The organism is Methylobacterium amylolyticum (assembly GCF_030700245.1).
Lineage (GTDB): Bacteria > Pseudomonadota > Alphaproteobacteria > Rhizobiales > Beijerinckiaceae > Methylobacterium.
This window is the reverse complement of the sequence record NZ_JAUYZI010000004.1, coordinates 158745-184433: the sequence shown is the minus strand read 5'-3', so window position 1 is coordinate 184433 and position 25689 is coordinate 158745. Positions and strand designations below refer to the sequence as shown.

At 68.7% G+C, this 25689-nt stretch carries 21 protein-coding genes and 3 pseudogenes; 3 read left to right on the top strand and 21 right to left on the bottom strand.

Annotation, left to right across the window (positions count from 1 at the left end):
* Window positions 1-23 precede the first annotated feature (23 nt).
* The 3 genes and pseudogenes from hydA to Q8W71_RS05155 form a co-directional block, all read right to left on the bottom strand.
* On the bottom strand, window positions 24-1481 hold the full coding sequence (gene hydA / locus Q8W71_RS05165) for a dihydropyrimidinase (protein ID WP_305524257.1): 1458 nt from the start codon (window positions 1479-1481) through the stop codon (window positions 24-26).
* 70 nt (window positions 1482-1551) lie between these two features.
* Window positions 1552-3036: an NCS1 family nucleobase:cation symporter-1 gene (locus Q8W71_RS05160; RefSeq protein WP_305524256.1), complete on the bottom strand. Its 1485-nt coding sequence runs from the start codon at window positions 3034-3036 to the stop codon at window positions 1552-1554.
* 247 nt (window positions 3037-3283) lie between these two features.
* Window positions 3284-3565: pseudogene (locus Q8W71_RS05155) on the bottom strand (hypothetical protein); the annotation flags it as partial.
* An 11-nt stretch (window positions 3566-3576) separates the two neighbouring features.
* Here Q8W71_RS05155 and Q8W71_RS05150 point away from each other — a divergent pair.
* Together Q8W71_RS05150 and Q8W71_RS05145 are read left to right on the top strand one after the other, a co-directional pair.
* Window positions 3577-3708: pseudogene (locus Q8W71_RS05150) on the top strand (IS5/IS1182 family transposase); the annotation flags it as partial.
* Window positions 3709-3887: 179 nt separating this feature from the next.
* Window positions 3888-4124, top strand: a pseudogene (locus tag Q8W71_RS05145) (transposase); the annotation flags it as partial.
* Window positions 4125-4198: 74 nt separating this feature from the next.
* Here the strand turns inward: Q8W71_RS05145 and cofE are convergent.
* The 14 genes from cofE to Q8W71_RS05075 all read right to left on the bottom strand — a co-directional run bounded on the left by cofE (window position 4199) and on the right by Q8W71_RS05075 (window position 20396).
* Window positions 4199-5281 (bottom strand): coenzyme F420-0:L-glutamate ligase, encoded by a 1083-nt coding sequence (gene cofE / locus Q8W71_RS05140; RefSeq protein ID WP_370875342.1) that lies wholly within the window; start codon window positions 5279-5281, stop codon window positions 4199-4201.
* A gap of 299 nt (window positions 5282-5580) precedes the next feature.
* Window positions 5581-6213 (bottom strand): GTP cyclohydrolase I, encoded by a 633-nt coding sequence (folE, locus tag Q8W71_RS05135; protein WP_370875341.1) that lies wholly within the window; start codon window positions 6211-6213, stop codon window positions 5581-5583.
* Entirely contained in the window at window positions 6210-6764 is a 555-nt protein-coding gene (locus Q8W71_RS32880) for an NAD(P)(+) transhydrogenase (Re/Si-specific) subunit beta (protein WP_370875340.1), read from the bottom strand. The genes folE and Q8W71_RS32880 overlap by 4 nt, the downstream gene beginning before the upstream one ends.
* A gap of 9 nt (window positions 6765-6773) precedes the next feature.
* Window positions 6774-6887, bottom strand: a complete 114-nt coding sequence (locus Q8W71_RS05125) for a proton-translocating transhydrogenase family protein (RefSeq protein WP_305524255.1) — start codon at window positions 6885-6887, stop codon at window positions 6774-6776.
* 261 nt (window positions 6888-7148) lie between these two features.
* Entirely contained in the window at window positions 7149-8135 is a 987-nt protein-coding gene (gene cofD, locus Q8W71_RS05120; protein ID WP_305524254.1) for a 2-phospho-L-lactate transferase, read from the bottom strand.
* A gap of 310 nt (window positions 8136-8445) precedes the next feature.
* Window positions 8446-9456 carry a TIGR03842 family LLM class F420-dependent oxidoreductase gene (locus tag Q8W71_RS05115; protein WP_305524253.1) on the bottom strand — a complete coding sequence of 337 codons (1011 nt, stop codon included), beginning with the start codon at window positions 9454-9456 and terminating at the stop codon, window positions 8446-8448.
* Between the two features lie 64 nt (window positions 9457-9520).
* Entirely contained in the window at window positions 9521-10219 is a 699-nt protein-coding gene (gene npdG / locus Q8W71_RS05110) for an NADPH-dependent F420 reductase (RefSeq protein WP_305524252.1), read from the bottom strand.
* A 131-nt stretch (window positions 10220-10350) separates the two neighbouring features.
* Complete coding sequence (gene cofC / locus Q8W71_RS05105) at window positions 10351-11025, bottom strand: 2-phospho-L-lactate guanylyltransferase (RefSeq protein ID WP_305524251.1); 675 nt, start codon at window positions 11023-11025, stop codon at window positions 10351-10353.
* Entirely contained in the window at window positions 11018-12259 is a 1242-nt protein-coding gene (gene cofH, locus Q8W71_RS05100) for a 5-amino-6-(D-ribitylamino)uracil--L-tyrosine 4-hydroxyphenyl transferase CofH (protein WP_305524250.1), read from the bottom strand. The genes cofC and cofH overlap by 8 nt, the downstream gene beginning before the upstream one ends.
* Entirely contained in the window at window positions 12256-13344 is a 1089-nt protein-coding gene (cofG, locus tag Q8W71_RS05095; RefSeq protein WP_305524249.1) for a 7,8-didemethyl-8-hydroxy-5-deazariboflavin synthase CofG, read from the bottom strand. Before cofG ends, cofH begins: the two co-directional genes overlap by 4 nt.
* A 579-nt stretch (window positions 13345-13923) precedes the next feature.
* Window positions 13924-14331, bottom strand: coding sequence for a hypothetical protein (locus Q8W71_RS05090; RefSeq protein ID WP_305524248.1), 408 nt, complete (start codon window positions 14329-14331; stop codon window positions 13924-13926).
* Between the two features lie 113 nt (window positions 14332-14444).
* Window positions 14445-14618 (bottom strand): hypothetical protein, encoded by a 174-nt coding sequence (locus Q8W71_RS05085; protein WP_305524247.1) that lies wholly within the window; start codon window positions 14616-14618, stop codon window positions 14445-14447.
* Window positions 14619-14655: 37 nt separating this feature from the next.
* Entirely contained in the window at window positions 14656-17985 is a 3330-nt protein-coding gene (locus Q8W71_RS05080) for a hypothetical protein (RefSeq protein ID WP_305524246.1), read from the bottom strand.
* Window positions 17986-18212: 227 nt separating this feature from the next.
* Window positions 18213-20396, bottom strand: a complete 2184-nt coding sequence (locus Q8W71_RS05075; RefSeq protein ID WP_305524245.1) for a TonB-dependent receptor — start codon at window positions 20394-20396, stop codon at window positions 18213-18215.
* Window positions 20397-21112: 716 nt separating this feature from the next.
* Here Q8W71_RS05075 and Q8W71_RS05070 point away from each other — a divergent pair.
* Entirely contained in the window at window positions 21113-22108 is a 996-nt protein-coding gene (locus Q8W71_RS05070) for a LysR family transcriptional regulator (protein WP_305524244.1), read from the top strand.
* Window positions 22109-22111: 3 nt separating this feature from the next.
* Here the strand turns inward: Q8W71_RS05070 and Q8W71_RS05065 are convergent, their stop codons facing one another.
* Genes Q8W71_RS05065 through Q8W71_RS05050 form a run of 4 tightly spaced genes read right to left on the bottom strand, consistent with a single transcriptional unit; the run spans window position 22112 to window position 25611 of the window.
* Entirely contained in the window at window positions 22112-22588 is a 477-nt protein-coding gene (locus Q8W71_RS05065) for a RidA family protein (RefSeq protein ID WP_305524243.1), read from the bottom strand.
* 3 nt (window positions 22589-22591) lie between these two features.
* Window positions 22592-23818: a MalY/PatB family protein gene (locus tag Q8W71_RS05060; RefSeq protein WP_305524242.1), complete on the bottom strand. Its 1227-nt coding sequence runs from the start codon at window positions 23816-23818 to the stop codon at window positions 22592-22594.
* A 54-nt stretch (window positions 23819-23872) separates the two neighbouring features.
* The gene (locus Q8W71_RS05055) at window positions 23873-24676 is read right to left on the bottom strand and encodes an amino acid ABC transporter ATP-binding protein (protein ID WP_305524241.1); all 804 of its coding nucleotides are present in this window, start codon (window positions 24674-24676) and stop codon (window positions 23873-23875) included.
* Window positions 24673-25611, bottom strand: a complete 939-nt coding sequence (locus Q8W71_RS05050) for an amino acid ABC transporter permease (protein ID WP_305524240.1) — start codon at window positions 25609-25611, stop codon at window positions 24673-24675. The genes Q8W71_RS05055 and Q8W71_RS05050 overlap by 4 nt, the downstream gene beginning before the upstream one ends.
* Window positions 25612-25689: the final 78 nt, after the last annotated feature.

Sequence of the window (25689 nt, the reverse complement as noted above, 5' to 3'; positions counted from 1 at the left end):
GATCGGGAACGGCTCTAGGCGGCTCAGGGAACCAGTTCGAGCCGACGCCCGACCGGGGTCGGGCGCGTCGCCTCGAAGCGGATCCGGTTGGCGACGGTGGTGGCGGGGTGGGGATCGCGGGCTACGTACCGGCCCTGGCCGGGCTCCGCCAGGAGGCCCTCGGCCCCATTCGCGAGGGTCCCTCGCAGGAAAGTCATCACGGGGAGGCCGCGGCAGGCGAATCCCTCGAACACGTTGTATTCTGTCCTGCTGACCTGCCCCTCGGCGCGGATGATTGTCGTCGCGCCCGGGTCCCACACGACGATGTCGGCGTCGGAACCGGGTCGGATGGCGCCCTTGCGCGGGTACATGTTGAAGATGCGCGCCGCGTTCGTCGAGGTTGCGGCGACGAACTCCTCCGGGGTCAATCGGCCGGAATTGACGCCGGCGGTCCAGAGCACGCGCATCCGATCTTCCAGGCCGCCGGTTCCGTTTGGGATCCTCCGGAAGTCGTCCGTGCCGAGACGCTTCTGGCGTCGCGAGAACGCGCAGTGATCCGTCGCCACGACCTGGAGCGAACCACCGACGAGGCCGGCCCATAGGCTGTCCTGGTGCCCCTTGTCGCGGAACGGCGGGGACATGACGCGTTCCGCCGCGTGATCCCAATCGGTGGACTGATACTCCCCCGCATCCAGGACCAGGTGCTGGATCAGTGGCTCCCCGTAGACGCGCTGCCCGCGGGCGCGAGCCGCCGCGATCGCCTCGTGGCTCTCGCGGCAGGACGTGTGAACGACGTACAGGGGCGTCCCGGTCATCGCGGCGATCATGATCGCACGCGTCGTCGCCTCGCCTTCGACATGCGGGGGACGCGAGTAGCCGTGGGCCTCGGGGCCCGTGTTGCCCGCCTCGAACAGTTGGCGCTGCAGATGCTCGACGACGTCCCCATTCTCAGCGTGGACCATCGGCAGCGCGCCCAACTGTCCGCAGCGGGTGAAGGACTGGATCATCTCCTCGTCGTTGACCATTAAGGCGCCCTTGTACGCCATGAAGTGCTTGAAGCTGTTGATCCCGTGCCGGGCGACGCATTCCCCCATCTCGTCGGCGACTTGGCGGTCCCACCACGTGACGGCCATGTGGAAGCCGTAGTCGCAGGCGGCGGACCTGCTCTTGCCGCGCCAGTCCTCGAGTGCCTCGAGCAGGGATTGCCCCGGGCGCGGCACGCAGAAGTCGATCAGGCTGGTGGTGCCGCCCGCGAGCGCCGCCTTCGTCCCCCATTCGAAGTCGTCGACCGAGACCTCGTCCATGAAGGGGAACTCAAGATGCGTGTGGGGGTCGATGCCACCCGGCAGGAGATAGCACCCGCCGACATCGACGACCTGCGTGCCCTCGGGCAGAGCGAGGCCGTGCCCGATCGCGAGGACCTTCTCGTCCATGATGAGGACGTCGGCGCGGACGGCGTGGTCGTGGTTCACGACCGTACCGCCCTTCATCAGGGTGGTCATGCTGGCTCCTTCGGACGTGACGTTTCTCTGGACGTCGACCGCGCCCGGGCCGGGTGCGGCCGGCGGGGCATCAGGCCGGACGGACGCGCGTGCGCGCGGCGCCGACGGAGATCTTGGTCAAGGCGTAGTACACGGCGGCCGCGAGGGCGAAGCCGACGAACCATGCGTAGGTGTAAAGCTCGATCCAGAAACCGCCGACCCCGCCGAAGCTCGCGGGCGCGACGGCGTGCAGGAACCCGGGCAGGTTCGGCAGGACGCCGGCCAGAACCGCGAAGATCGCGGTGGGGTTCCAGCCGCCGACGTAGCGATAGATGCCGCGCTCCCGGTAGAGTTCGGCAACCGAGAGCTCGCAGCGGCGCACGAGCCAGTAATCGGCGACGATGACCCCGGCCAGCGGCCCGAGCAGCGCCGAGTAGCCGACGAGCCACGTGAAGATGTAACCGTCGCTGCTCGCAACCAGTCGCCACGGCATGATGCAGACGCCGATCGCCGCGGTGATGTAGCCGCCTGTTCGGTAGGAGATGAGCCGCGGAGCGAGCGAGCTGAAGTCGTAGGCCGGGCCGACGAGGTTCGCCGCGAGGTTGCAGGAGGCCGTGTCGATCGCGATCACGAGCAGCCCGATCAGCACCAGCACGCCCGTGAAATGTCCTGCGAGCGCGACGGGGTCCCAGATCGCCTTGCCGAAGACTACGACCGTCGCGGAGGTGGTGACCACGCTGACCAGCGTCAGGAATCCCATCGGTCCGGGAAGTCCGATCGTCTGCCCGATGATCTGGTGCGACTGCGAACGGGCGAAGCGCGTGAAATCGGGGATGTTGAGCGAGAGCGTGGCCCAGAAGCCGACGATCGCGGTGAGGGACGGCCAGAACACGAGCCAGAACTGGCCGGCGCGCGGTCCGCCCTCGGAGAAGCCGGACGGTTGCTGCAGCACGCTCAGGAACCCACCGCCAGCCCCCGCCGCCCACCACACCAGGGCGACGCACACAAGGATCTTGAACGGCGCCGTCCAGGTCTCAAGCTTCTTGATCGCCTCCATGCCCTTCGACACGATGAAGAGCTGCAGGATCCAGAACACCAGGAAACATGCGAGTTGGGACCAGCCGATACCTAGTCCCGGGACCGGCTGGGGAGCTTCGGTGTATCCGGTCGCGACCTGGATCAGAGTGTGGAGCGTGCTGCCCCCGACCCAGGTCTGTATCCCGTACCAACCGCAGGCGACGAGGGCCCGGGCGGTCGCCGGTATCGCCGCGCCGCGCACGCCGAACGCGGCCCGCGCCAGGACGGGGAAGGGGATGCCGTAGCAGGCGCCGGCATGGCCGACGAGAAGCATCGGCACCAACACGATGGCGTTTCCCAGGAAGACCGTGACGATGGCCTCCGTCGGCGACATCCCCTCGTTGATAAGGCCGGACGCCAGCAGGTACGCCGGGATGCACATCACCATCCCGATCCAAAGGGATGCGAAGTGATACCACAGCCACGTCCTGGCCGACGCCTCGGTCGGCTTGAGATCTTCGTTCCATAGGCTCGCGGATGCGGTGATCTCGTCGTTCACGTCGTTGCTCCCTGGCCCGTACCCCCAGTTGCCCCCGGGGGTGCTGCATGCCTTTCCGGTCGTGGCAGATCGATCCCGGACGAGCCGTCGACGGCCCGTCACCGCTCGGCGCGGGCGGGTGGCGCCAATACTTGATCCAATCGGATCGAACGATGTGCCCGACGGACGCGGATGTCTTCCGACTCGTCAATCAAGACGAATTAGTTCCCGCAAAATCCCATCTCGTCCATACGTTTTCTTCAACCTACTAACCGACTGCCAACGTTGGCGTATTCGGGTAGCCGTTCGGAATACGCAACATAAGAAACGCTTCCCAACTCATCGGCCCGACCCCGTGGCTCAGCGCTTCTGAATCACTCCGGGTTTCCCGGGGGCCGTTTGGTTTGGGTCGTGCGGCCAAGGCTCGGACCTCGGCCTTGGCGCAATAGCGTGCCTCTGCCTCGGCGGGAGGGATGTGGCCGATCGGTTCAAGCAATCTGCGGTTGTTGAACCAGTCCATCCACTCGAGCGGGGCGTACTCCACTGGCCGACGCGGCCTACGACCGCGACCTCTACGCCGCGCGCCATCTGATCGAGTGCTGCTTTGACAAGCTCAGGCAGTTCCGCCGCGTCGCAACCCGCCACGAGAAGACGGCCCGCAACTGTGCCGCCGTGGTCCCATGGTTCCGGTAACTGCTCACAGAGCCTAGCACTGCCTGGGCACCTGGAGGTCAGATGGCAGTCGGAAACGGCGCCGACAGTGCGGGCATCGCACGGGCGGGATGGTCGCTATGAACAGCCGGCCGATGATCGCCTGCCGCACGGCGGGCAAGCTCGGAGACGGCGGGCAAGCTCGGAGACGGCGGCGGTCCCGGTGGAGACTGACGAGAATGCCCCTGATGCGCGCGATGGCGGCGCGTCTGAAGCGAGCCGGTCGCCGGACCCGCTATCGTCTCAGAAAGCAGATCTTTGTGCCAGTGTTCGGTCAGATCAAGCGGGCCAGAGGCTTACGACAGTTCCTGATGCGCGGTCTCGATCAGGTTCGGGGCGAATGGGCGATGATCTGCGCCGCCCACAACCGCCTGAAGCTGGCACAGGTCGGCCGCTGAGCCCGCCGAGCCGCAGCGTTTGCTTCAAGGCGCGCCCCTCCACCCAGACGCAAACCCGTTACTCGGATGGGCGCCTAGCGGAACATGTCGCTCGCCCTGGGACGCACGAGAGCCGCCGCCGGCGTGTGGGAGCCCGAGGACTTCCAGCCGCGAACGTGGATGACGGGACACCGTTCCGCGCCCTGCCCCATGAGCAGGGAAGCGGCGGCGGCCAACTCGTCGCCGATGGCTACCTCGGTGATGCGCAGGGCGCGTCCGAACAGGTCTGGGGTGCCGATCATGCTGGCGAGCGAACACAGCCCGGCGGATCCCAGGGCCACCCCGACCACCCCGTTCCGCCATGGCCGTCCGAAGCTGTCGTTGACGACCACGCCGACGGAGGCGCCGCAAGCCGCGTCCAGCGCCGCCTTGAGGCGCGCGGCGGAAGCGTCGGGATCCTCAGGAAGCAGGAGGACCATCTGGCGGCCGTCGAAGTGCGGGATGTTCGACTCGTCGATTCCCGCATTGGCCATCACGAAGCCGAGCCTGTGCTCGACCACGATGACGCCGGGGCGAGCCCTGACCACGGCGCTCGACTCCATCAGGATCGCCTCGATCATCCGTGGGTCCTTACCCGTCTGCGCCGAGAGTTCGACCGCGCGTTTGCCGGGGACGACGTCGCCGAGGTCGCGGTAACGATTCTCGGATTTCGAGACGATCTTCTGGGCGACCACGATTATGTCGCCGTCCGCGAGCGTGAGACCCGCCTCGGCGACGCCGCGCAGAACGATGTCCGACAGCGGGTCGCCCGGCTCGACGAGCGGCAACCCCGGCAGCGCGGTGTACGTAATCTGCTTGACCATGCCTGTTTCCCCCGCGCTCGAGGTGTTGGTCCCGCGCGATCCGGCGCGACGGTCGTGATCGTGACGGCGATGCCGCGATGGGTCGGGTTTAGGTCGCCAAGGTTCGGGACAATGGGGCTCGGCACGCTGTTGCGCCGACACCGGATTGGTCGCCAGCGATCGACGCGCACGCGACGGCGAAACGGCACGTTTCGCCGGTGCCATGGCGAACTCAAGGCCCCGGCGAGCGGGGTTGTCGATCGAGCGCGACGGCACCCGCCGAATTCCGGAGATGCCCGCGGATGCCTCGTCCTCGATCGTGCGGTCCGGCTCCACCCCACAACCCCGTCTGAGCGTGCCAGCAGGGGCCGGACGCGGCGGTGGGGCGTCGATCCGGTCCTTCCCCGTCCGGCCCGGTACCGCTCGGCGGCAGTACCCGGGAGCGCTCCTCGGGGATGCGCCCGGATCGTGTGCCGTGCGAGCTCGGCCGGCCACCGGGCTGCACCTGTCCCGGCCGCCCCTCAGCACGCCATCGCCGGATCGCGACGCCGCGAGCGAGGAGCCTTCGACGGTTCCCCCCGGGCCAACCTTCGATCGGCCCGAAGGTCGGCCCGGGCGTCCAGGGCGCGGTCCGCTCAACGTGCCCGATCGACCAGCATCGAGAACCGGGCCTGCTCGTCCGGCCTATCGGCGAAGACGCCGCGAAACGCCTTGGTCACGGCCCGGCACAAGCCGCTGTGCGAGCCGCGGATCTCCGGGCCGAGGTGCCTTGCTTCGATCATCGCGGCGCAGCCGCGCGGTCTCAGCGCCGCTTCGATCACGTCGATGATCTGGGTGGTCATCGCCTCCTGCGTCTGGAGGCGATAGCCGAGGACGTCGATGACGCGTGCGAACTTCGAGAGGCCGACCACGCCCCGGGCGGGATAGTAGGCGATGTGGACGCGACCGAAGAAAGGCAGCATGTCCCGCTGGCAGTGGGAATAGAACGGGATGTCGCGGACGAGGACGAGCTCGGAGTACCCCTGAACCTCCTCGAAGATCCGCCCCAGGAAGGCCGAGCCGTCAAGCTCGTATCCCGAGAACAGGCTCTCGTAGGCCTTGACCACCCGCGCCGGCGTATCGCGCAACCCTTCGCGGTTCGGATCGTCTCCGATCCAACGCAGCAGCGTCCGCACGGCAGCCTCCGCCTGTTCGCGGCTCGGGTGCGTGGTGGTCGGGTCCTCTGGGACGGGTGCCGGTCCGACCGTTTCGGCGTCGCTGTCTCTCACGGGCGTCCGTCACGACAGTTCGAAAGGGTGGCGCCCCGGATCCCGGGGTATCCGGGGCGCCGATGGTCCGGACACCACGGCAGGGGGCGATGTTCGGGGATCCATACCGGCCGGCGACCGGCGCGCGTTGTGCTGTCCCGCGGGAGCGGGGACCGCTCAAACATCGTCCGCCACAAGCCTACCAGGGCCGCGCGGCCGACCGCGTCGAGCCCCTGGACGGTGCGGAACTCGATGTCGGCGTTGGAGCCTGTCGAGATGGCCGACAGACCGACGAAGCTATGCAGGGCGGCGACGAGCTGAGGCATCCCGGTCATCTGGACGCGGGCGGCCACGTACCAACCGACCGCCGCGCCGACCGCGATCATCGGCAGCACGACGGCGTGTTTTCCCACCCCGGGCCCCAGGATCGTCGCGAGGACGGCGATGGCCATGCCCACGATCCCGTACCACACGGCGCGCTTCGCATTCTCCTGGCCCGACAGCCCGCCGAGGGAGAAAATAAACACGACAGTTGCCACGATAGAGGCGGTGGCGACGTTGCCCGGGTTCATGGTTGCCCCTCACGATCTCCGGAACATGGCCAGCATCCGGCGCGGCACGAGGAAGCCGCCGACGATGCTGCTGGTCGCGATACGGCTCGCCGCGAGCCCGCTCGGCCACGTCGGGTACCCCATCTGCTGCCTCGGCCCGGGATTGCGTGGATGTCGGCAGCCCGCGGATCCGGGCGGATGGCGAGGATGCAGGGATCCCGCCTGCAACGCATCCCGGGGCGCACGGTCTTCATCGCGCCGTTGCCCTGCCCAAGACGACTCTTGAGACGACCCTGGGGGCCTGCCACCTAACAGCTCCTGCGCCTGGGGGCTCGATGCCGCCAGTTCCTGGGCCAGACGCCCGATTGGGATGGCCGGGGAGCTCGTGGCCTCGCATGGTCCGCATCAGACCATGGTCCCGGCGATCCGGCGCATGAAGTCGATCGCGGCGCCGGCGAGGGCGACTTGGTCCTCGGCGGACGTCATCAGCGTGGCGGCGGAGCAGACGGGTACGCCGCAATCCTCCGCCTGCCGCGACGCGTCCATCGTGTCGATCATGAGTCCATCGATCAATCCCTCGTAGTGCAGCGCGATGGAGTGGGGGGTGGACGCGACGTTGAGCTCCCGCATGATCTTGGCGGTCGGCCCCTTGACCGCCTTTCCGTCGATGATCGGGGAGACGGCGACCGCCGGCACGCGCCGCTCCGCGAGCAGGGCTCGCAGGCGTGGGATCGCCAGGATCGGATCGATGCTGAGATAGGGGTTCGACGGGCAGATGACGATGCCGGCGAGGGAGTCCGCCGCGAAGGCCGCCTCCGCCGCCGGGGTCGGGCGCGCGTCCGCCGCGCCCTCGAACACCAGCCGCTCGATCGGCGGCTCGCATCGCCTCTCGACGAAGTATCGCTGGAAGTCGAGCACGCCCTCCTGACAGACGACCTTGGTCCTCACCGCGTCGTCCGTGGCCGGCACGACGCGCGCGTCGATCCCCAGCCGATCGGCCATGTCCATCGTTATCTCGGCCAGCGCGTACCCAGCCGCCTGCCGATGCGTCCGAACGACGTGGAGCGCCACGTCGAGGTCGCCGAGCTGGAACCAGGTTTCCTCGCTGAACTGCCCGAGGGCCCGCATGAATTGCCAGCTCTCGTCCGCACGGCCCCACCCGCGCTGCTCGTCGTTCAATCCCGAAAGCCTGTAGAGCACGGTGTCGATGTCCGGGCATATCCGCAGGCCCAGGTGGTCGAAGTCGTCGCCGACGTTGACCACGACAGTCAGGCGGCGTCCCAGCAACGCTTGCAGCCCGGCGGCCAGCTTGGAGCCGCCCACGCCGCCGCACAGGGCGATGTAAGTGGCATCGCCGCCCGGAACCGACCCGTCCGGTGAATCATCGATCATGAGGCAAGCCTCGCTGTGAACGTGGATCGATCGGACAGCGGACCCGCTTCAGGCGCAGGGCCGTGCGCGTCGGCATTCGGGTTCGGCCGATGCCGCGGGCCGTAGGGCGCCTCGCCGGGCGGCTTCGGAACGGTTGCCATATCCCGATCCCAGAAGTCCGGCCGACGCAGCGGGGCTCGCGACCGTGCGGGTGCGGGACGGACGCCCCCGCCAGTCCCCTCGGAGACCTCGGCAGGTAAGCTGCACGCGACGGCGGGGGCTTGGCACTCGCCGTCGATGACGCTCGACCGTGGACTGGCGGCTTCGGACGTTACGGAGCCGGCCTGAACGCGGGTATGACCTTCTTCCCGTAGGTGGCTATGATGTTCTCCTCGTCGCCATTGTCGAGGTAGATATTGAATTGCGTCACGCCGGCGCTCTTGAGGTCATTGATCTTTCTGATATGATCTTCCGGTTGCCCCAGCACGCAGAAGGACTCGACGATATCGGGCGTGATGAAGTCAAGGAATGCGTTGTCGCTCTGCCCGTGCTTCGAGTAGTCGTAACCGCGTCGCTTCTCCACGTACGCCGTGAGCGCGCGCGGCACGCGATCGGTATCCTTGCCGTACTTTTCGACAATGTCGGCGACGTGATTGCCGACCATGGCCGGGAACCATTTCGTCGCCTCGATCGCCTCGTCCTTGGTTCGGAAGTACGCCGGGGCGGCCGCCATGACCCGGAACTTCGACGCGTCGCGCCCTGCCGCGGTGGCCGCGTTGAAGCACTGCTCGGCCAACCACTTGCAGATCTGCGGCTCCGCAATCTGCAGGACGACGCCGTCGGCATGCTCACCGGCGGTCTTGAGCGCGAGCGGGCCGTAGGCGCCGATCCACATCGGCAGTTCATAGCCGACGGCCCAAGGGAACTTCACCGGCGTGGTCACGCCGTCGTAGATGACCTCGTCGCCGCGAACCATCGCTTTGACCTTCTCGACGAACTCGGCGACGCGCTCCAGGCTAGCCGGCTTCTTTCCGACGACGCGCCTGGAACTGTCGCCGCGACCCACGGCGACCTCCATCCTGCCGCCGGATTGCTTCGCCAGGGACGCGAAGATCGATGCGGCAACCGACCACTCGCGGACGTCCGGGTTGGTGACCAACGGTCCGAACCGCATGTTCCGCGTGTGCTCCATGCACATTGCGATTGCCGCATAGCATTCACGCCACAGCACGTGTGAATCGTAGAACCAGCAGTGACTGAAGCCCGCGTGCTCCGCCGTTCGGACTAGGTAACGGGCCCGCTCCGCCTCGACGAAACCTTTGAAGCAGATACCGAATTCCATAATCAGCTTCCTCTTCGTGGGTCGTGGTGGAAATGTTGCGGGATCGCTCCGCGCGAATCCGTCCTCAAGAACCCGGCGCCCAGATCCGGATGCCGGCGTGGGTGAAGGGCACTTTCTTGCTGATGTTCAGACGGATCAGGATGCTGGTGACGGCCTCCACGCAGCGCGCGCTCTCGGCCGGCCCGGCGTCGTAGGCGTTCACGCCGAGCCGTTCGATGAGGTCGATCACCTCCGCCTTGGCGTCGACCGAGTTCCCGACCACGAGGATGTCGCAGTTTATCTTGTCGTCGAGCCGGGCGAGGCTCCAGGCGGAAACGTTGTGCAGGGCGCCGACCACCGGGATCGCCTCGCCGAGGATCGCCTGTGCGGCCTCGGTCGCCGAGCCCTCCGGCGGCATCGACATGGCTCGGGGGTTCCCGGGCGCCAGGGGCACTGCCAAGTCGACGAGTATCTTGCCCTCCAATTGAGGGCGAAGGCCGGTGAGCGTGTCGTGATGGGCGTCGTAGGGCACGGCAAGGAACACGAAGCGACCCGCCGCCCGGATCGCGCCGGCATTGTCGCTGCCCGCGATTCGCGCGGAGCCGGGCTTCCCGCCGAGCTTCTCATTGAGCCCGGATGCCGTTTCTGCGGCACGGTCCGCATGGCGCGAGCCCAGCGTCGTCTCCACGCCCGCCATCGCCAAGCGGAGCGCCAAGCCCTGGCCCTGCGGCCCGGTGCCGCCAAGTATCGCAACGTGCATCAGCGCAATTCCCTCATTTTTCATGGTTGTGCCGCCGAAGCGGCTCTCTCGCGGCGCTAGTGCGTTCTCCGCCGAGGTGGACTCCGGCTCGGCGCGAGAGCGCGCGTCAGAACAGAGACTTGGAGCCGGGCACGATCACGCGATCGGGAACGGCGCTAGTGTTGCGCGCCGCAATGCCGGTCATGATCCGCCTCGGGCATCCCGGCGTTCGTCCGGCCGAATGCAGCCAAGTCTTCGGGCGTATCGAGGTCGTGCGACAGGAAGGCGAGGTGGCATTGGGCCGTGGTCAGGCCCCGCGCCCGCGCCTCCGCGAGATGTCGATCGGCCGACTGAGGGCCGTACCGGAACGGCAGCGTACTTGGCAGCCGCAGCGACAGGGCATTGGTTCCGCCGTCAATTGACGGCGCCACGACCACGTCGTTCTCATTGCCGGACTCGACCAGTTCCTCGATCTCCTCGGCGACCCAGAAGGCGATGTCGCACGGGATGATTACGATCCCGTCGTACCGCCGCTCGGTCGCCCAGAGCCTCGCCCGCCTGGCGGCCGCGTTGAGGCCCGCGGTGGTCGGTTCCACCAGGGCCCATGCCCCGAGGGCGCGGGCGGCGCCCGCGATCCGCTCGCTCGGTGTCACGACCAGGCGGTCGACGGAGGGGAACCGATCCGCGAAGAAGCGCTGGCTGTCCTCGAACATGTGGTAGGCGACGCGTTCCCTCCTGTCATCGTCCAGGATCGGCGCCAGCCGGGTCTTGGCCAGTCTCACGTCCTTCATGGGCATGGCGAACAGGATCCGTCGTCCCGCGCGCTGGCGGCGTGCGTTCGCGTCAACCATGTCGCGACTCCCCGGCGCCTGCCGGAAGGGCGGCAAGGAAAGCGAGCGGGTCGGCGATGTGAGGCTTCAGGGGCCCAGGATCCTCCGGGTCATGGTCGTCGTAGCTCTCCAGCACGCCGTAGAGCGTGTTGCGGCGCTGGGCCCGACGGCCCGCAGCACGGATGATCCTGACCATCTCCCGCGCGGTCACCTCCTCCCCGTGCAAGGATCCGGCCGAGCGGGAGATCGATTCGTCCATGAGCGTCCCGCCGAGGTCGTTGACGCCCGCCGCCAACAGGTCGTGCGCGGCCTTCGTGCCCAACTTCACCCACGACACCTGGATGTTGTCGATCCAGCCCGCGAGCATGAGTCGGGCGACCGCGTGGACCTTCAGGTGCTCCTCCGGGGTCGCCCCGGGGCGCACGCCGGGGATGAGGCTGTCGACGTACATGGGCGCTTGGTCGTGGACGAAGCCGAGCGGCACGAATTCTGTGAAGCCGCCGGTGTCCTTCTGGATGGCCCGCAGTTGATCCAGGTGCGCCGACCAGTGATGGGGCGCGTCCACGTGGCCATACATCATCGTCGACGTGCTGCGCAGGCCGATCGCGTGGGCGGCGCGGACGGTCTCGATCCAGGCGTCTGCCGGGAGCTTGTCTCGGGTCAGTTGGCGCCTGACCTCTGTGTCAAGGATCTCGGCCGCCGTCCCCGGCATGGATCCCAGACCTGCCTCCTTCAACTCCAGCAACAGTTCGGTGACGGGCACCTTCAGCCGGCGGGCGCCGTGCCAGATCTCGAACGGCGAGAATGCGTGGACGTGCATCTCCGGCACCTGCCGCTTCACCGCCAGGACCAAGTCCCGGTAATGATGCAGCGGGAGATCCGGATGAAGGCCGCCCTGGATGCACACCTCCGTCGCGCCGCGATCCCACGCGACCTGTGCCCTTTGGGCAACCTCGTCGAGGGAGATCCATTCGGCTCCGGCCTCCTCGCGCCTTCGCGCGAAGCCGCAGAAGCGACAGCCCATGTAGCAGACGTTCGTGAAGTTGATGTTCCGGACGACGACGAAGCTCACCGCGTCTCCGACCCGGGCGCGTCGGACCTCGTCCGCGGCGCCGGCGATCGCCGGTAGGTCCCGCGCGGGGGCCTCCAGCAGTACAGTTCCCTCTTCGCGCGAGATCTCGCGGCCCGACAGCGCGCGGTCCAGGATGGCGCGCACCGCCGAGGTGACCACGGCCGGATTCGTCTCGCCCGTCATCGTGCCGCTCCAGCACATGCCTGATGGGCTTGGTTCAAAGCCCAGCCGTCGGCGCGCGCGTGCCGCCTCAGCGCAGCACGCGGCAGCGGCGCGATGAATCGCCCCGAGTCGCGCAGGTACGCCGGGTAGGTCGTCAGCCGTTCGGCCAACTGCATGCCTCGGCCTGCGCAACGGCGCTCCAGCTCAGAGATCGCCGGCCATGCCCTCTCCGGGTTGATGTGATCGGCGGTCAGCGGCGAGATTCCGCCCCAGTCGTTGATGCCGGTATCGATGTAGCGTTCGAACGCATCGTTGAGGTTGGGCGGCGCCTGGAGTGAGACCTCTGCCGGAAGTATCAGCCGCGCCACGGCGAGGGTGCGCAGCATGTCCTCGACGTCCGGCTCGATCGCCTCGGCCATGCGGGTGCCGGGCTTGGCACGGAAATTCTGGACGATGACCTCCTGGAGCGTGCCGTACCGATCGTGGATCTCGGCGAGGGCGACCAGCGTCTCGACGCGCTCCTCCCAGGACTCGCCGATGCCGATGAGGATGCCGCTCGTGGTCGGCACAGACTGCCTGCCGGCTTCTTCGAGCGTCCGAAGGCGCAGGAGGGGCACCTTGTCCGGGCAGGCATGGTGCGCCATGCCCTTACCAAGCAGCCGGCGGCTCGTGTTCTCGAGCATCATCCCGACGCTGCCGGAGACCGGCCGGAGCTTGCGGAGCTCGTCAGCGCGGAGCGTCCCGGCGTTCACGTGCGGGACGAGGCTCGTGTCCGATAGGATCACCCCGCACATTTCGACGAGGTAATCGATCGTGCTGGCGTGACCGAGGCGGTCCAGCATCCCGCGCGCCTCCGGATGACGGAGCTCCGGACGCTCCCCGAGCGAGAACAGTGCCTCCTTGCAACCGAGCCGTTCGCCTCGACGCGCTATCGCCATCACGTCGTCTGGACTGAGATAGCCGGCGCCGGGCTCACCGGGGTTCTTGGCGAACACGCAATAGCCGCAGACGGAGCGGCACAGGTTCGTCAGCGGGATGAAGACCTTGCGGGAATAGGTCATCGTACGGCCCCAGCCGGCGTCGCGCCGCTCCGAGGCCTCGGCCATCAACCTGTCCAGCGCCGGCCCCGTAGCCGAGCCCATGGCCCGGTATCGACCTGTTTCCTCTAATGTCGTCATGCCGTCGCCCCGAAGCTTATTTGGTTCTCGGAGTCCGAGCCGGATGGAGGCCGGCACGTGAGGCTTGCGGCGGGGCACCGGGTCCCGCTCTACCGTCGCATCGCCGAAGGCGGGGCCTTCGGTAACCCGATCCGACTAGGCCCCATGTCGTCGGGCGGCCTGTCATGCACGCCAGGTCAGGTCCCGGCGCGTCGCCCGAGCTCGCCAGGCGTTCGCCGATGTGCCCGGCCTATCGACCATCCATCGATCCTCAGCCGATCGGCCGTTTGCGGTCGCCGCATAGCCGCCGTCCGCCGATATCAGTCCGGACGATACCTTTGCGCTGCACAAAATAAGTTTTGCGGTGCGGTCCTGTCGTCGCGACTACTGGCTGAGCGCCTCGCGACCGGTACAACCTCCTGCTCTAGTCATCCTATAAGGCATGATTTTTCCGAAAGGCGCAAGTTTGACCTTGTGGAAAATTTTTCATCGCCGGCGGAAATGTCGGGCGAGATGCCGACGCCATGCTCATCGGCGGCCGAGGTCGCGGGTCACGGCGCTGCCCCCGGCGGCGCCGATGCGCTCCAGCGCGGACAGCGCGTCCGGGCCGCCGGTCCGTGCCAGGGCGCAGACCAGAGAGTCGCTCGCCTGCGCCGGATCGGCAGCCCGCGCCAGGGCGACCGGATCGGGCGCCGTCCGCGCGATCTGCAACTGGCCGATCCGCCAGAGCAGGCGGTCGCGCTCCGCGCCCGGCCATTCCTGCCGGCGGCAGGCCGAAAGGCGCGCGAGCAGCACCGCGTCGCGACCGCCGGGCTCGGCCGTCCCGCCGGCCGCATCCGCGCCGTCGCGCTCGAAGCGGTCGGTCGTGCGAGAGCCGTCGTTGAGCTTGGAGACGACGACGCTCTCGAAGACCTTCGCCGCCGCCGCTTCCGCCACGGGCCGCACGGTCTTCGTGCCCTCGCGCAGGGTCGTCCCCCTCCGCCCACAGCGCACATCGGCGAGGAAGCCCGCGGCGGAACCGGACGGGTCGGCAGCCTCGTTGCGTTAGCTCAGGCCGTGACGCGCACCGTGGGAGCGGCCTTCGGCACGGGCTCGGCGTGCATCAGCAGGTCGGCCGCCATCCGGCACTCCCGCGCGGACGACGGCGGCACCGCGCGGCAGAGATCGTCGGGCGACCGTCCCGGCCCCGCGGCCAGGGCCGGGACGAGCCAGAGGCCCGCCACGGCCAGGGCGCGGGGAGCGGACGCGCGAGGCGGGCGGTCATCGTGTTTCGTCCGGCGCATCGTCGGGCGGGAAGACGAACTGCGCGGCCTCCGCGACGAGCGGGGCGGGGTCGGTTCGGTAGTCTGCCAGCCGCGCCACGCGTGCCCTACTCCAGCCGCCCGCGGTTCGCGACACGCCGACCAGGGTCGCGAGCGCGAGGCGCCGCAGCCGCGCGTCGGGCGAGACCGCCAGCGCGGCTTCCAGCCCTTCGCACGCCTCCGGGTCGAGCCCGGTTCCGGCGGCCTCCAGCCGGGTCGCGGCCAGCGCCAGCGCGTCCGGGTGCAGGCTGTCGTCGCGGGCGAGCGCCGCGAGGCATTCGGCGAGATCCGGGCCGGGCAGCCCGCGCAGCGCGATCTCGATCCGGATCCGCACGGCGGTCGGGTCGGCCGCGAGGGCGGCGAGCACCGCTCGTGCCGCCGGGGCGGCGCCGGCGCGGTGAAGGCGCAGCCAGCCGAGCAGCGCGTCGCGCAGGGTCGCCAGCGTGCGCCGGTTCGCCCGCACGGCACCGACCGCGGCGCCGAGCGCCTCGGGCCTGCGCCCGGCCCGCGTCGCGACCACGGCGCTGGCCGCCGCCGCGCTCTCGTCGGGCAGGCCGGAGGCGAGCGCGTGCAGGACCGGCGCGACGAGCACGCCGTGCCGGTCAGCGAGCGGGGCCGTCTCCAGCCGCCGCAGCACCGCCACACGCACCTCCGGGTCGGGATGCCGACAGAGCCCGGCGAGAAGGTCGGCGAGGCGGTCGGCCGCCTCCGGCGTGAGGCGGTCGGCCGGGATGCGCGCGAGGCTCGCACCGACCGCCGGGTCCGGGTCGGCGGCGGCTTCGGCCAGGATCGGCCAGGTCGCGGCGCGCTCCAGATGGTCCCAGAGGGCGCGCAGCAGGGCGAGGCGCACGTCGCGGTGAAGCCCCGCCCCGGACGCCGTCGCGGCCTCCGCGATCTCCCGCAGGAAGGCGAAGCCCGCCGCGTCCGCCCGCACGCCCGCGAGGCGCACGATCTCCTTGAAGACGGTGACCCGCTCGCGCGGCGCGGCGCGCAGCAGCGGCATCACGCGGGCTTCGGGCAGGTCGCGCAGCGCCCCCGCGAGGGCGTAGATCGCGATCCGCGCCCGTTCGTCGCCGAGCGCCGCGATCAGCGCGTCGAGCCCGTCTCCGGCATCGCGCCGCGCGAGCGCCCGCAGCGCCTCGTCGCGCACGGGCAGGCGCGGGTTGTCCGCGCGGGCGAGGTCGTGAAGCCGCCGGGGCGGCACGTCGGGCAGGGCGGCGAGCCCGGCCAGGGCGTGCAGCACGGTCGGCACGTCGCGGGCGGGATCGTCCACGAGCCCTTCGAGGGTGCGCGCGAAACCGGCCTGCTGGGCGGGCAGCCAGCGCTCGAAGCCCGCGCGCAGGGGCAGCACGTACCGGGTCTTGCCGGTGGTGAAGCGTCCCTTGAGCACGGCCCGACCGAGATACGGGTCCAGCAGATCCTGCCGCACCCGGTGCAGATGCTCCTGCACGGGGCCTTGCACGATCCAGCTCGGATCGCGCCGCAGCAGGCCCGGGACCAGGGCGGCGAAGCGCGCCCGGTCGTGCCGGGCGAGCAGCGCGAGGGCGCGGACGCAGACGTACTCGTGGCGGGAGCCCTCCGCGATGTCCGACAGGAGCCCCCCGAGGGTCCGCCAGTCCCGCAGCCGGGGCGCGAACAGCGCCGCGACTTCGACCAGGGGAAGATCGTTCTCGCGGGCCCGCCACGCCCGCAGCACCGGGTCGAGGACCGGGGCGAGACGGCGCACGTCGTCCGCGCTCAGTCCCAGGTCGCGGGGGCCGAGGACGAGCGCGCCGCGCTCGCGCGCCAGGACTTCGAGCGCGGAGACCGCCCAGACGGGCTGGACCGGCAGCAGGCGTACGATCAGCCGTTGCAGCGCCCCGACGCTGCGGTGGGACAGGTCGGCGGCGTCGAGAGCTTGGCGCAGGATGGCGTCGAGCACCGGCAGGGCCGCCGCGTCGACGCAGGAGGGCGGCAACCGGGCCAGCGCTTCGAGCATCGCCGCGCGCACCGGATCCTGCTCGTTGCCGCGCGACCGGACCAGCGCGAGCGCTTCGGGCAGGCGCGCTCGCTCGAAGCGCACCGCGTCGACGAGCGCGGCGAGCGCCGCGGCGCGCTGCTCGGCCTCCGGGCTTCCGAGGGCGGGGCCGACCGCCGCGCGCGCCTCGGCCCAGGGCAGCATCGCGGCGTAGGGCAGGCGCTGCAGCGGCCGGACGCGGAGCGCGGGCAGGTCGAGGTGGCGCCGCGCCTCGGCGGCGCGCTCACGCGTGGGCAGCAGCGCGACGAGGGCGGGCGGCAGCGCGCCGTCGGCGTCGCGCCAGCCCCGGCCGGCCGAGGCGTAGGCCGCGCGGCGCCGCGCGGCGGGCAGCCGCCGCATCCAGCGGGCCGCCGGTCCCGCCTGCCCGCCGAGGCCGGAGAAACGGGCCACGAGCGCGGCGAGCCGATCCCCGTGGTCGTCGCCGACGAGGTGCGCGGCCAGCACCGGCAGCACAGCGCCCAGCCGCGGCGTGTCGCCGTTCGCCAGCAGCAGGTCCGCCAGGGCGGCGGGCCGGACCTGCGCGAGCCGTTGCAGATCCAGCGCGGCGGGCGGGACGTGGCGCGCCAGCGCGGCGAGCACGTCGAGCGCCCGGTCCGGGTCGCTGCGGGCGAGGACGGGCAGCGCCGCCCGGGCCTGCCACGCGAGGCGGGGATCGAACTCGGCCGCGTCCCGCGCCGCCCGTGCCAGGTGGTCGGCGGCGAGGACAGGGTGATGCCGGGCGAGGCGCGCCCAGCCGACGGCGTCCAGGGCCGGGCCGAGCGCGGCGAGCCGGGGGCGCACGAAGGCGTCGCTGCCGTAGGGCATGAGCGCGGCGGCGCCGGGTTCGCCCGCCGCTTCGCAGGCGGTGAGCAGCGCGTCCGCGGCCTCCGGCCTTCCGCGCGCCCGGGCCCGGCGCATCAGGCCCGCGCGCAGGCGCCGCGGCACGTGCGGCAGCGCCCGGCCGATCTGCGCCGCGTCGCAGACCAGGGGCAGGAGCGCCGCGGCGTAGCCGCGCAAGCGGCGCGAGGGGTCTTCGAGCGCGCGCAGGACGTGCTCGCCGTCGCGCGAGCCGTGGCACGCCTGGAGCGCCATGGCCCGCTCGAAGGGCCCCCCGCGCTCCAGCTCCGCGAGGACGGCGCGGCAGGTCTCGCCCGCCGGTCCGGGCTCGGCGGCCCCGCGCCCGTAGGCCGCCATGTGCCGCATCCGCCCGGCATGGGTGAGCGCCGTCAACGCCGTGCGCAGGGCCGCCCCCTCGCGCGAGACGGCCCAGGCGATCCGAATCTTGCCCGTCATCGACGCCAGCATAGCCGGCAGCGCCCGCCCGTGAAGCCGGCCGGGAGAGGCCTCGGGCCGGCGAGGACGCTCCCGCCGACGCCCGGCGCAACGTGCAGGGCGTGCGTCCGCCGGGCGACGTGTCGGGCACCTGCGTCGTCCAACCCTCGGCAGCGCCGTGCGCCCCCCTGCATGCGCCCCCCTGCACATGTGCGGTCGAAGCCGATCGGCGTGGCTCGCGCCGCCGATCACATGTCGATCGTCATCGACAGCAGGTAGGTCCGCGGCGCGCCCTGGAAGAACGTGCCGAACGAGGCCACGCCGGTCCAGTAATTCGTCCCGGTCACGTTGATCACGTTGGCGCGGAGGGTGGTCCGCGCGCCTTCGACGCGGGTGGTGTAGCGCACCCCGAGGTCGAGGCGCGCCCAGTCCGGCAGCGCCTGGGTGTTGGCCGTGTCGATGAACTGGCGGCTGGTGTAGACGACGTTGCCGTTGAGGGTCAGCCCACGGACCCAGGGCAGGTCGTACTCCGCCCCGAGGTTGAGCTGCACCTTTGGGACACCGATCGGCACGTTGCCGACGTTGGCCGCCACCGCCGTCTTGGTGAGCACGCCGTCGTACAGGGACAGGCCCCCGAGCACGCGCAGTTCCGGGGCGAGTTCGCCGAACACGGACAGCTCAACCCCGGAGACGCGCTGCACGCCGCTCTGCGCGAAGAAGCGCGTCGGGCTCAATTCGCCGATCGGCCGGTCGATCTGGAAGGCGGCGAAGGTCGTGCCGAGCCGGCCCCAGTCGATCTTGAGGCCGGCCTCGACCTGGCGGGCGACGTAGGGCGCGAGGATCTGGCCGGAATTGGTCGCGAGCGCCGGCGCCACGTCGCCGCGGCTCAGGCCCTCGATGTAGTTGGCGTAGACCGAGACGGTATCGTTGGGCCGCACCACCAGCGCGAAGAGCGGTGTCAGCCGGCTCTTGTCGTAGGACGAGGTGAGCGTGCCGACGTTCGAGAGGTAGTTGTGCGCCTCGATGCCCTGCTGGCGACCGGCGATCGTCAGGAGGACGTGCTCATCGAGGATGGACAGCGTGTCGGCGACCGAGATGCCCGTCAACGTACTGTCCGAGAGGCGCGGGCGGGCCGCGCTCGTGATCGGCGCCCTGAACGGAAGCAGCGCCGGGGCGTAGAGGTTCGAGCGGTAGGCCCCAGTCCCGGCGGGGAAGAACCGCCCGGTGTCCTCGTTGTAGACCGAGGCCTGGAGGACGAAGGCATGACGGATGAAGCCGGTGTCGAACGACGCCCGCGCCCCGCCGTCATAGGTGCTGCGATCGACGTTCAGGCCGTAGAATTGCGGGTTCGACAGCGTGTCGCCGCGGAAGTTCAGGATGGTCGGGGCGGACGTGAAGAAGCGGTCCACGGCGGTCCGCGCCCCGCCCACGTCGGCGAACAGCGTGATCTGGTCGGTGAGGTCGTACTCCGTGCGCAGCAGGCCGCCACGGTCGTAGACGTTCGCGTACTCCCACGGCTGCGTCACGTTCAGCCGGCCGTCGGGCGCCCGCGGAACCGGCACGCCGGCGGTGAGCAGGTAGGGACGCAGCGGTGCCGTGAAGCTGTCGCTCTGCCCGAGCATGTACAACCACGCGCGGAACCGCTCGCCCTGGTAGTCCACGGCGAGCGCGCCGACGCCGGTCAACTCGGTCTGGCGGTCGAACTGTGTGTCGCCGCCGCGCACGCTGCCGACCAGCCGGACACCCCATTCCCGCGCGTCGCCGTAGCGGCGCGCCACGTCGAACCCGCTCCCGCCGCGGGCGACCGAACTGTAGTCGACGGAGACCCGGGTCAGGTCCTCGTAGGCGCGCTTGGGCACGACGTTGATGACGCCGCCGACGCCGCCGTTGGGCGCGACGCCGGACAGCGCCGCCGTCGGCCCCTTCAGCACCTCGATGCGCTCGGCGTAGTCGGTGAAGACGCGGAAGCTCGGGGCGACGCCGTATAGACCGTCGAAGGCGATCTCGCCGCTGGTGCCCTCGTTGTAGGGGAAGCCGCGGATGTAGAACGAGTCGAACGGTGCGCCCGTGGTCTGCGTGGCCCGCACCGATGGGTCGAGTGCGAGCGCCTGGGAGGCCGTGCTCGCCTGCTGATCCCGGATGAACTTTGCGGTGTAGCTCGACACGCTGAAGGGCGATGTCTTGGTCTCGACGTTGCCGAGCACGCCCAGGCGCCCGCCCTGCGCGACCTGACCCCCGGCGTAGGCCGGCACGACGCCGCGCGGAGCACCGGCGCCGGAAACCGAACCGTCCGCCGAGCCGAGGCCGGACCTTGGTGCCGGCCTCTCGACGGCCGCCTCGACCGAAAGCTCGTCGAGTCGGACGTTGTCCTGAGCCGCGACCGTGCTTGCGCAGGCCACGGATGCGATGGCCGAACCGATGAGCGGCATCATCAAGCCGGTGTATCGACACAACATGAGTGGCCCAGCGCACGTTCGAGCACAGTGATCGCACTATGTCCAACGGATGTGTGCATGAGACAAGCGCGATCAGTGTCATAAATAGCACTATTGCACGACATAAATATTCATTTTTGGAATAAGTACAAAGAAATGTGTCCGGAATTTACAATGCAGGGTGGTAAAGATCATCATGTCATTCGGCGTCCGGTGGAGCATGGCTTTCGGACACGGTGTGCGATCGGATCGGGTGGTTCCCCGCACTTACGATCGTCCGCACAGGACGTGCTGCGCGGGCTCGGGGGTCATGACCCAGCCGTGCTTGCCTTCCTCCCCGACCGTTCGGACAGGGGCCGGATATGCCGGGTCGCCTCCCGACGCGCCGCTCCCTCCGCGATCGCAGACACGACACGCCCACGCAGATCGGCGGACAGGGCCGAGGGCAACCAAGCTCTTGTCGGACAGCCGAACATCGGATCACAGATCCGACCGCCTCGAAAAAGCCCAGCCGACTCAACGCGATCGGCCGCCGCTCTCGCCATCCGGGGCTGAAATCCAGGGTTCACGTCACCAGGACGGAGGATTCGTCGGGAGCGGATGGTGCAGGCTGGATTAACGTTCGAAAGCGGTTCGAAGTCGCGTGTCGCGTTGTTTGCAGTCTTCGCCGGCAGTTGGCGCGCACCTGAACGCAGCCTACATGGACACGGACTATGAAGCGACCGCCTCAAGCATCCGTCCGCCCCGAATTCTCGCTGAGTCAGATCGACCTCAATCTTTTGAGGGCGTTCGATGTCCTCATGCAGGAGCGAAGCGTCACGCGTGCCGCAGCCCGCCTCGGCCGCACCCAGCCAGCGATGAGCCATTCGCTCGCCAAGCTGCGCGATATCTTCAACGACGAGCTGTTCACGCGTGACTCCGGATTGATGGAACCGACGCCTCGCGCGCGAGAGCTGGCAAGTGTGATCTCTCGCTCGTTGTCGGATATCCGATCTGCGATCGACCGGCATCTGAATTTCGAGGCGGAGACGACATCCCGCAACTTCCGGCTGGGTGTCTCCGACTACACGGCTGTCGCGTTCCTGCCCGCTCTCATCGAAGCGTTCGCCGCACAGGCGCCTCTCGCCAGCTTGAATGTTCTGCATGTTCGCGAAGGCGATGTCGGTTCATTGCTCAGGAACCGCGAGATCGAATGCGCGATCCTGGGAAACGCAGGAGCGGTGAAGGCCCCGCTGGCGATCGACGTGTTGTCGCGCGACGTGATGGTCTGCGCCGGCTGGGAGGGCAATCCACTCCTTGAGGACCTGACGGCCGAAGACTATCTCGCCTTCCCACACCTCCAGATTTCGGCCGATGGCACGGCCGCTGGGGTCGTCGATGCTGTTCTCGATCGCCAAGATCGCCAGCGCCGGGTCGTCGCCACGGTGCCGCACTATCTCGTGGCTCCCTGGATCATCAAGGGAACCCCGCTGGTCACGGTGTTCGGAGACAGCGTTTTGCTGGCCCTGTCTCCCGAGAGCGAGACGCGGATCATCCAGCCGCCGATCCCGCTTCCCGACGTGACCGTTTCGCTCATCTACGAGGCGAGCGCCGAAGGCGACCCGGGACACCGCTGGTTCCGCGGCATCATCCGGTCGATCTCGGATGCGCAACAGCAGCGCAAGGAAGCGATCTACCGCCGCCTCCGTTGGCCGAGCGCCAGGGGCTGACGCTCAGCTTTCCGCTTCGATCTCGAACAACCCTTCCACCTCGACGGGCACACCGAGTGGAAGTGACGCGACGCCGACGGTGCTGCGGGTATGGCGGCCGGCCTCGCCGAAGATCGTGACCATCAGGTCGGAGGCGCCGTTCATCACCTTTGCGTGGTCCGTGAACTGGCCGGACGAGGCGATGAAGCCTCCAAGGCGGACGACCTTCTTCACGCGATCGAGGTGTCCCACGGCCGCCTTCACCTGCGCGACGAGATTGACCGCAGCAGCCTTCGCTGCCCGCTGACCGTCCTCGACGGAGATCTCCTCGCCGAGTTTGCCAAGCGCGACCGGCTTGCCGTCGCTTCCCAAGCAGAGTTGGCCGGACACGAAGAGCAAGTCGCCGACCGGACAGGTGGCGACGTAGTTCGCGACCGACCCGGGTGGAACGGGAAGGACGAGACCGAGTTCGTGGATGCGATCTTCGATAGATGCGACCATCGTCTAGCTTCCAGGCTGGTTGGAGTGTGGGATGTGCGTCCGGATGGCCGCCGCGATTCGGCAAAGCCCTTCCGATAAGTTCGATCGCGCGGTGGCGAGATTCAGACGGATATGGCCGTCGCCGCCTTCACCCAGGAACGCTCCGTAGGTCACCGCCACATGCGCCTCCTTCTCCAGAACGTCACGGAGCTGCTCTGTCGCCAAGTCTAGGCTCTTGACGTTGATCCAGGCGAAGTAGGTGCCCTCAGGCGATGTGACGCTCAATTCGGGAAGGTGTATTCTGAGGAACTGTTCGAGATAGCGGAAATTGCCTTCGATGTGACGGACCGCGGCCTTCGTCCAGGCGTCGCAATCCCGGAACGCCGCTTCGGCGGCCGCCTGGCCGAACACGCAGCCGCCGAAGTAGAGGTTGTTTCGCTTCAGGCCGCGCATGTACGCGCCCCGCAGGCCTTCGTCCTCGGCGATCACGAGGGAGTGCTTCAAGCCGGTCACGTTGAAGGACTTGCTGGCCGAGGTCAGGGTTACCGAGTTGCGGGACGCGGCGGCCGACACGTTGGCGAACGGGGTGAACGCAACGCCGTCGAAGATCAGGCCGCAGTACACCTCGTCGGACAAAACGAGGATCCCCCGCTCCAGGCAGAAGGCACTCAGTCGATCGAGTTCGGCTCGGGTCCAGACACGGCCCACCGGATTGTGCGGGCTGCACAGCAGCAGCATCCGCGTCCGTTCCGTCACCTTCCAAGAGAGGTCGTCGAAGTCGATCTCGTACCGGCCCCGGCGCTCGACCAACGGGTTGGCGAGGGCGACCCTGCCGGCCGCCTGGATCACCTCGGGGAAGATGTGGTGAACCGGGGGCTGATAGAGGATTTCGTCGCCCGGTTCGGTCAACTCCTCGATGAGCGGCTGCATCGAGGGATAGATGCCGACGTTGCTGGCGATCCAGTCCTTCTCGATCTTCCAGCCGAAGTGCCGATCGAAGTATCCGACGACGGCCTCGTAGTAAGAGGCCCGCTTGAACGGATAGCCGAAATGGCCCGCGCCCGCCACGCGCTCGAGAGCGGCGCGGATCGGTGGCGCGGCCCGGTAATCCATCTCGGCGGTTCCGAAGCACAGGAGCGTCGGATCCTGGGTCCGCGCGATCTCCATCTCCCATTTCGCGGTGCTGAGGCCGGCACGGTCGAGGGGGACGTCGAAGCCGAACTCATCCGCTGTCGAAGAGGCAGGTGTCATGTCCTTGCACCGATGCAGTGGCTTTCGAGGGGCATCCGGCGGGAATGCCGGCCTTCAAAGGACGCGTGCGAGGAACTCGCGGGTCCGCGGGGACCGGGGATTGGTGGTGATCTCAACGGGATCGCCGGCTTCCACGACCACACCGCCGTCCATGAAGACGAGCTGGTCCGCCACCTCGCGGGCAAACCCGATCTCATGCGTCACGACGACCATGGTGATGCCGCCGAGCGCCAGATCCTTCATCACCTCCAGGACCTCGCCGACGAGTTCCGGATCGAGGGCCGAGGTCGGCTCGTCGAACAGAAGGACCTTCGGGTTCATCGCGAGCGCGCGCGCGATCGCGACGCGCTGCTGTTGTCCACCCGAAAGCTGTCGCGGATAGGCGGCGCGCTTCTCCGCAAGGCCGACACGCTCCAGCAGAACCAGCGCCCGCGCGGTGGCGTCCTTGACGGGCTCTCCCCTGACCCTGACCGGCGCCTCGACCAGGTTCTCCAGCACGGTCATATGCGGGAAGAGGTTGAACTGTTGGAACACCATCCCGATGTCGGCCCGCCTCTCGCAGATCGCCGCCGGCGGCAGTTCGTACAGACGGTCGCGTTCGAGGCGGTAGCCGACGAAGTCCCCGTCGACCAGCATCAGGCCGCCGTTGATCTCTTCGAGGTGGTTGATGCAGCGCAGGAAGGTGCTCTTGCCCGAACCCGACGGCCCGATGATGCAGGCGACGGAGCCGGTGGGAACGACGAGATCGACCCCCTTCAGGACATCGAGGTTGCCGTAGGATTTCCGGATCCCGGATGCGTAGACCATCGTCGTCGGGTCGATGCCGAAGCGTGCATGATGTCCAGCCGAAGCGTTCATGCCGAGTCTCCCTTTCGCCCAAAGCGGAAAACAGTCTTGAACAAAGCTCCCGCGAAGGGCGGTCCGCCGCGCTGCTCGTCGCGGCTGTAGTGCCTTTCCAGAAAGTATTGGCCGACGGACATGATCGAGACGACGAGCAGGTACCAGAAGGTGACCACGATCAGCAGGGGAACGGTCTCGAAAGTCCGCGCGTAGATCGCCTGGGCCGAGTAGAGAAGGTCGCCGACGGCGATGATGCTGACGAGGGAAGTCGTCTTCAGAAGGTTGATCGTCTCGTTGCCCGTGGGCGGAATGATCATGCGCATCGCCTGCGGCAGCACGATCCGCTTCAGTGAAAGGGTCGGCTTCATGCCGAGGCAGGCGGCGGCTTCGCTCTGCCCGCGATTCACCGATTTCAGTCCGCTGCGGACGATCTCCGCCATGTATCCGGCTTCGTGCAGGGACAAGGCGACGATGGCCGATACGAACGGGGTCATGACGTCGTTGGTGGCAACCGAGAAGACGGTTCCATACCCCGGCAGCCAGAGACTGAACTCTCGCAGGACGAGAGAGAGATTGTACCAGAGGATGAGCTGGACCAAGGCTGGCGTTCCGCGAAACAGCCAGACGAAGACAGCCGCCGGGATGGAAAGGAGCTTGCTGGGCGACAGCATCATCAGTGCGGCGATGGTTCCGCCGATCGTGGCAAAGATCATCACAATCACGGTGATGATGATCGTCTGCCCCACGCCCTTGAGTATCAGGGGATTGAAGAGGTAGCGCGCCACCACGGGCCACTGAAATTCCGGGTTGGAAACCGCTGACCGCGCCATCAGGGCAACGACCACGATGACCAGAGCGACGGCAATCCATCGTCCAGGGTGGCGAAGGGGAACGACCGTCAGGGCAGTTGGGTCGAGACGTGCGCTCGACGAGCCCGAGAAATGCTTGTTCACGACGTAGCCTCCGCGTGGACAGAGGAGCTGCCTCGAAACTCCTCATCGATATTCGACGTGCTTGCGGCGCTCAGTGCG

Bases quoted from the DNA above. Each gene is read 5' to 3' on its own strand.
- Q8W71_RS05080 (WP_305524246.1), bottom strand. From the start codon at position 17,985: ATGACGGGCAAGATTCGGATCGCCTGGGCCGTCTCGCGCGAGGGGGCG.
- Q8W71_RS32880 (WP_370875340.1), bottom strand. From the start codon at position 6,764: ATGAACCCGGGCAACGTCGCCACCGCCTCTATCGTGGCAACTGTCGTG.
- cofD (WP_305524254.1), bottom strand. From the start codon at position 8,135: ATGATCGATGATTCACCGGACGGGTCGGTTCCGGGCGGCGATGCCACT.
- Q8W71_RS05060 (WP_305524242.1), bottom strand. From the start codon at position 23,818: ATGACACCTGCCTCTTCGACAGCGGATGAGTTCGGCTTCGACGTCCCC.
- hydA (WP_305524257.1), bottom strand. From the start codon at position 1,481: ATGACCACCCTGATGAAGGGCGGTACGGTCGTGAACCACGACCACGCC.
- Q8W71_RS05055 (WP_305524241.1), bottom strand. From the start codon at position 24,676: ATGAACGCTTCGGCTGGACATCATGCACGCTTCGGCATCGACCCGACG.
- npdG (WP_305524252.1), bottom strand. From the start codon at position 10,219: ATGAAAAATGAGGGAATTGCGCTGATGCACGTTGCGATACTTGGCGGC.
- Q8W71_RS05065 (WP_305524243.1), bottom strand. From the start codon at position 22,588: ATGGTCGCATCTATCGAAGATCGCATCCACGAACTCGGTCTCGTCCTT.
- cofG (WP_305524249.1), bottom strand. From the start codon at position 13,344: ATGGCCGAGGCCTCGGAGCGGCGCGACGCCGGCTGGGGCCGTACGATG.
- Q8W71_RS05075 (WP_305524245.1), bottom strand. From the start codon at position 20,396: ATGATGCCGCTCATCGGTTCGGCCATCGCATCCGTGGCCTGCGCAAGC.
- cofH (WP_305524250.1), bottom strand. From the start codon at position 12,259: ATGACGGGCGAGACGAATCCGGCCGTGGTCACCTCGGCGGTGCGCGCC.
- Q8W71_RS05115 (WP_305524253.1), bottom strand. From the start codon at position 9,456: ATGGAATTCGGTATCTGCTTCAAAGGTTTCGTCGAGGCGGAGCGGGCC.
- cofC (WP_305524251.1), bottom strand. From the start codon at position 11,025: ATGGTTGACGCGAACGCACGCCGCCAGCGCGCGGGACGACGGATCCTG.
- Q8W71_RS05125 (WP_305524255.1), bottom strand. From the start codon at position 6,887: ATGGGGTACCCGACGTGGCCGAGCGGGCTCGCGGCGAGCCGTATCGCG.
- Q8W71_RS05070 (WP_305524244.1), top strand. From the start codon at position 21,113: ATGAAGCGACCGCCTCAAGCATCCGTCCGCCCCGAATTCTCGCTGAGT.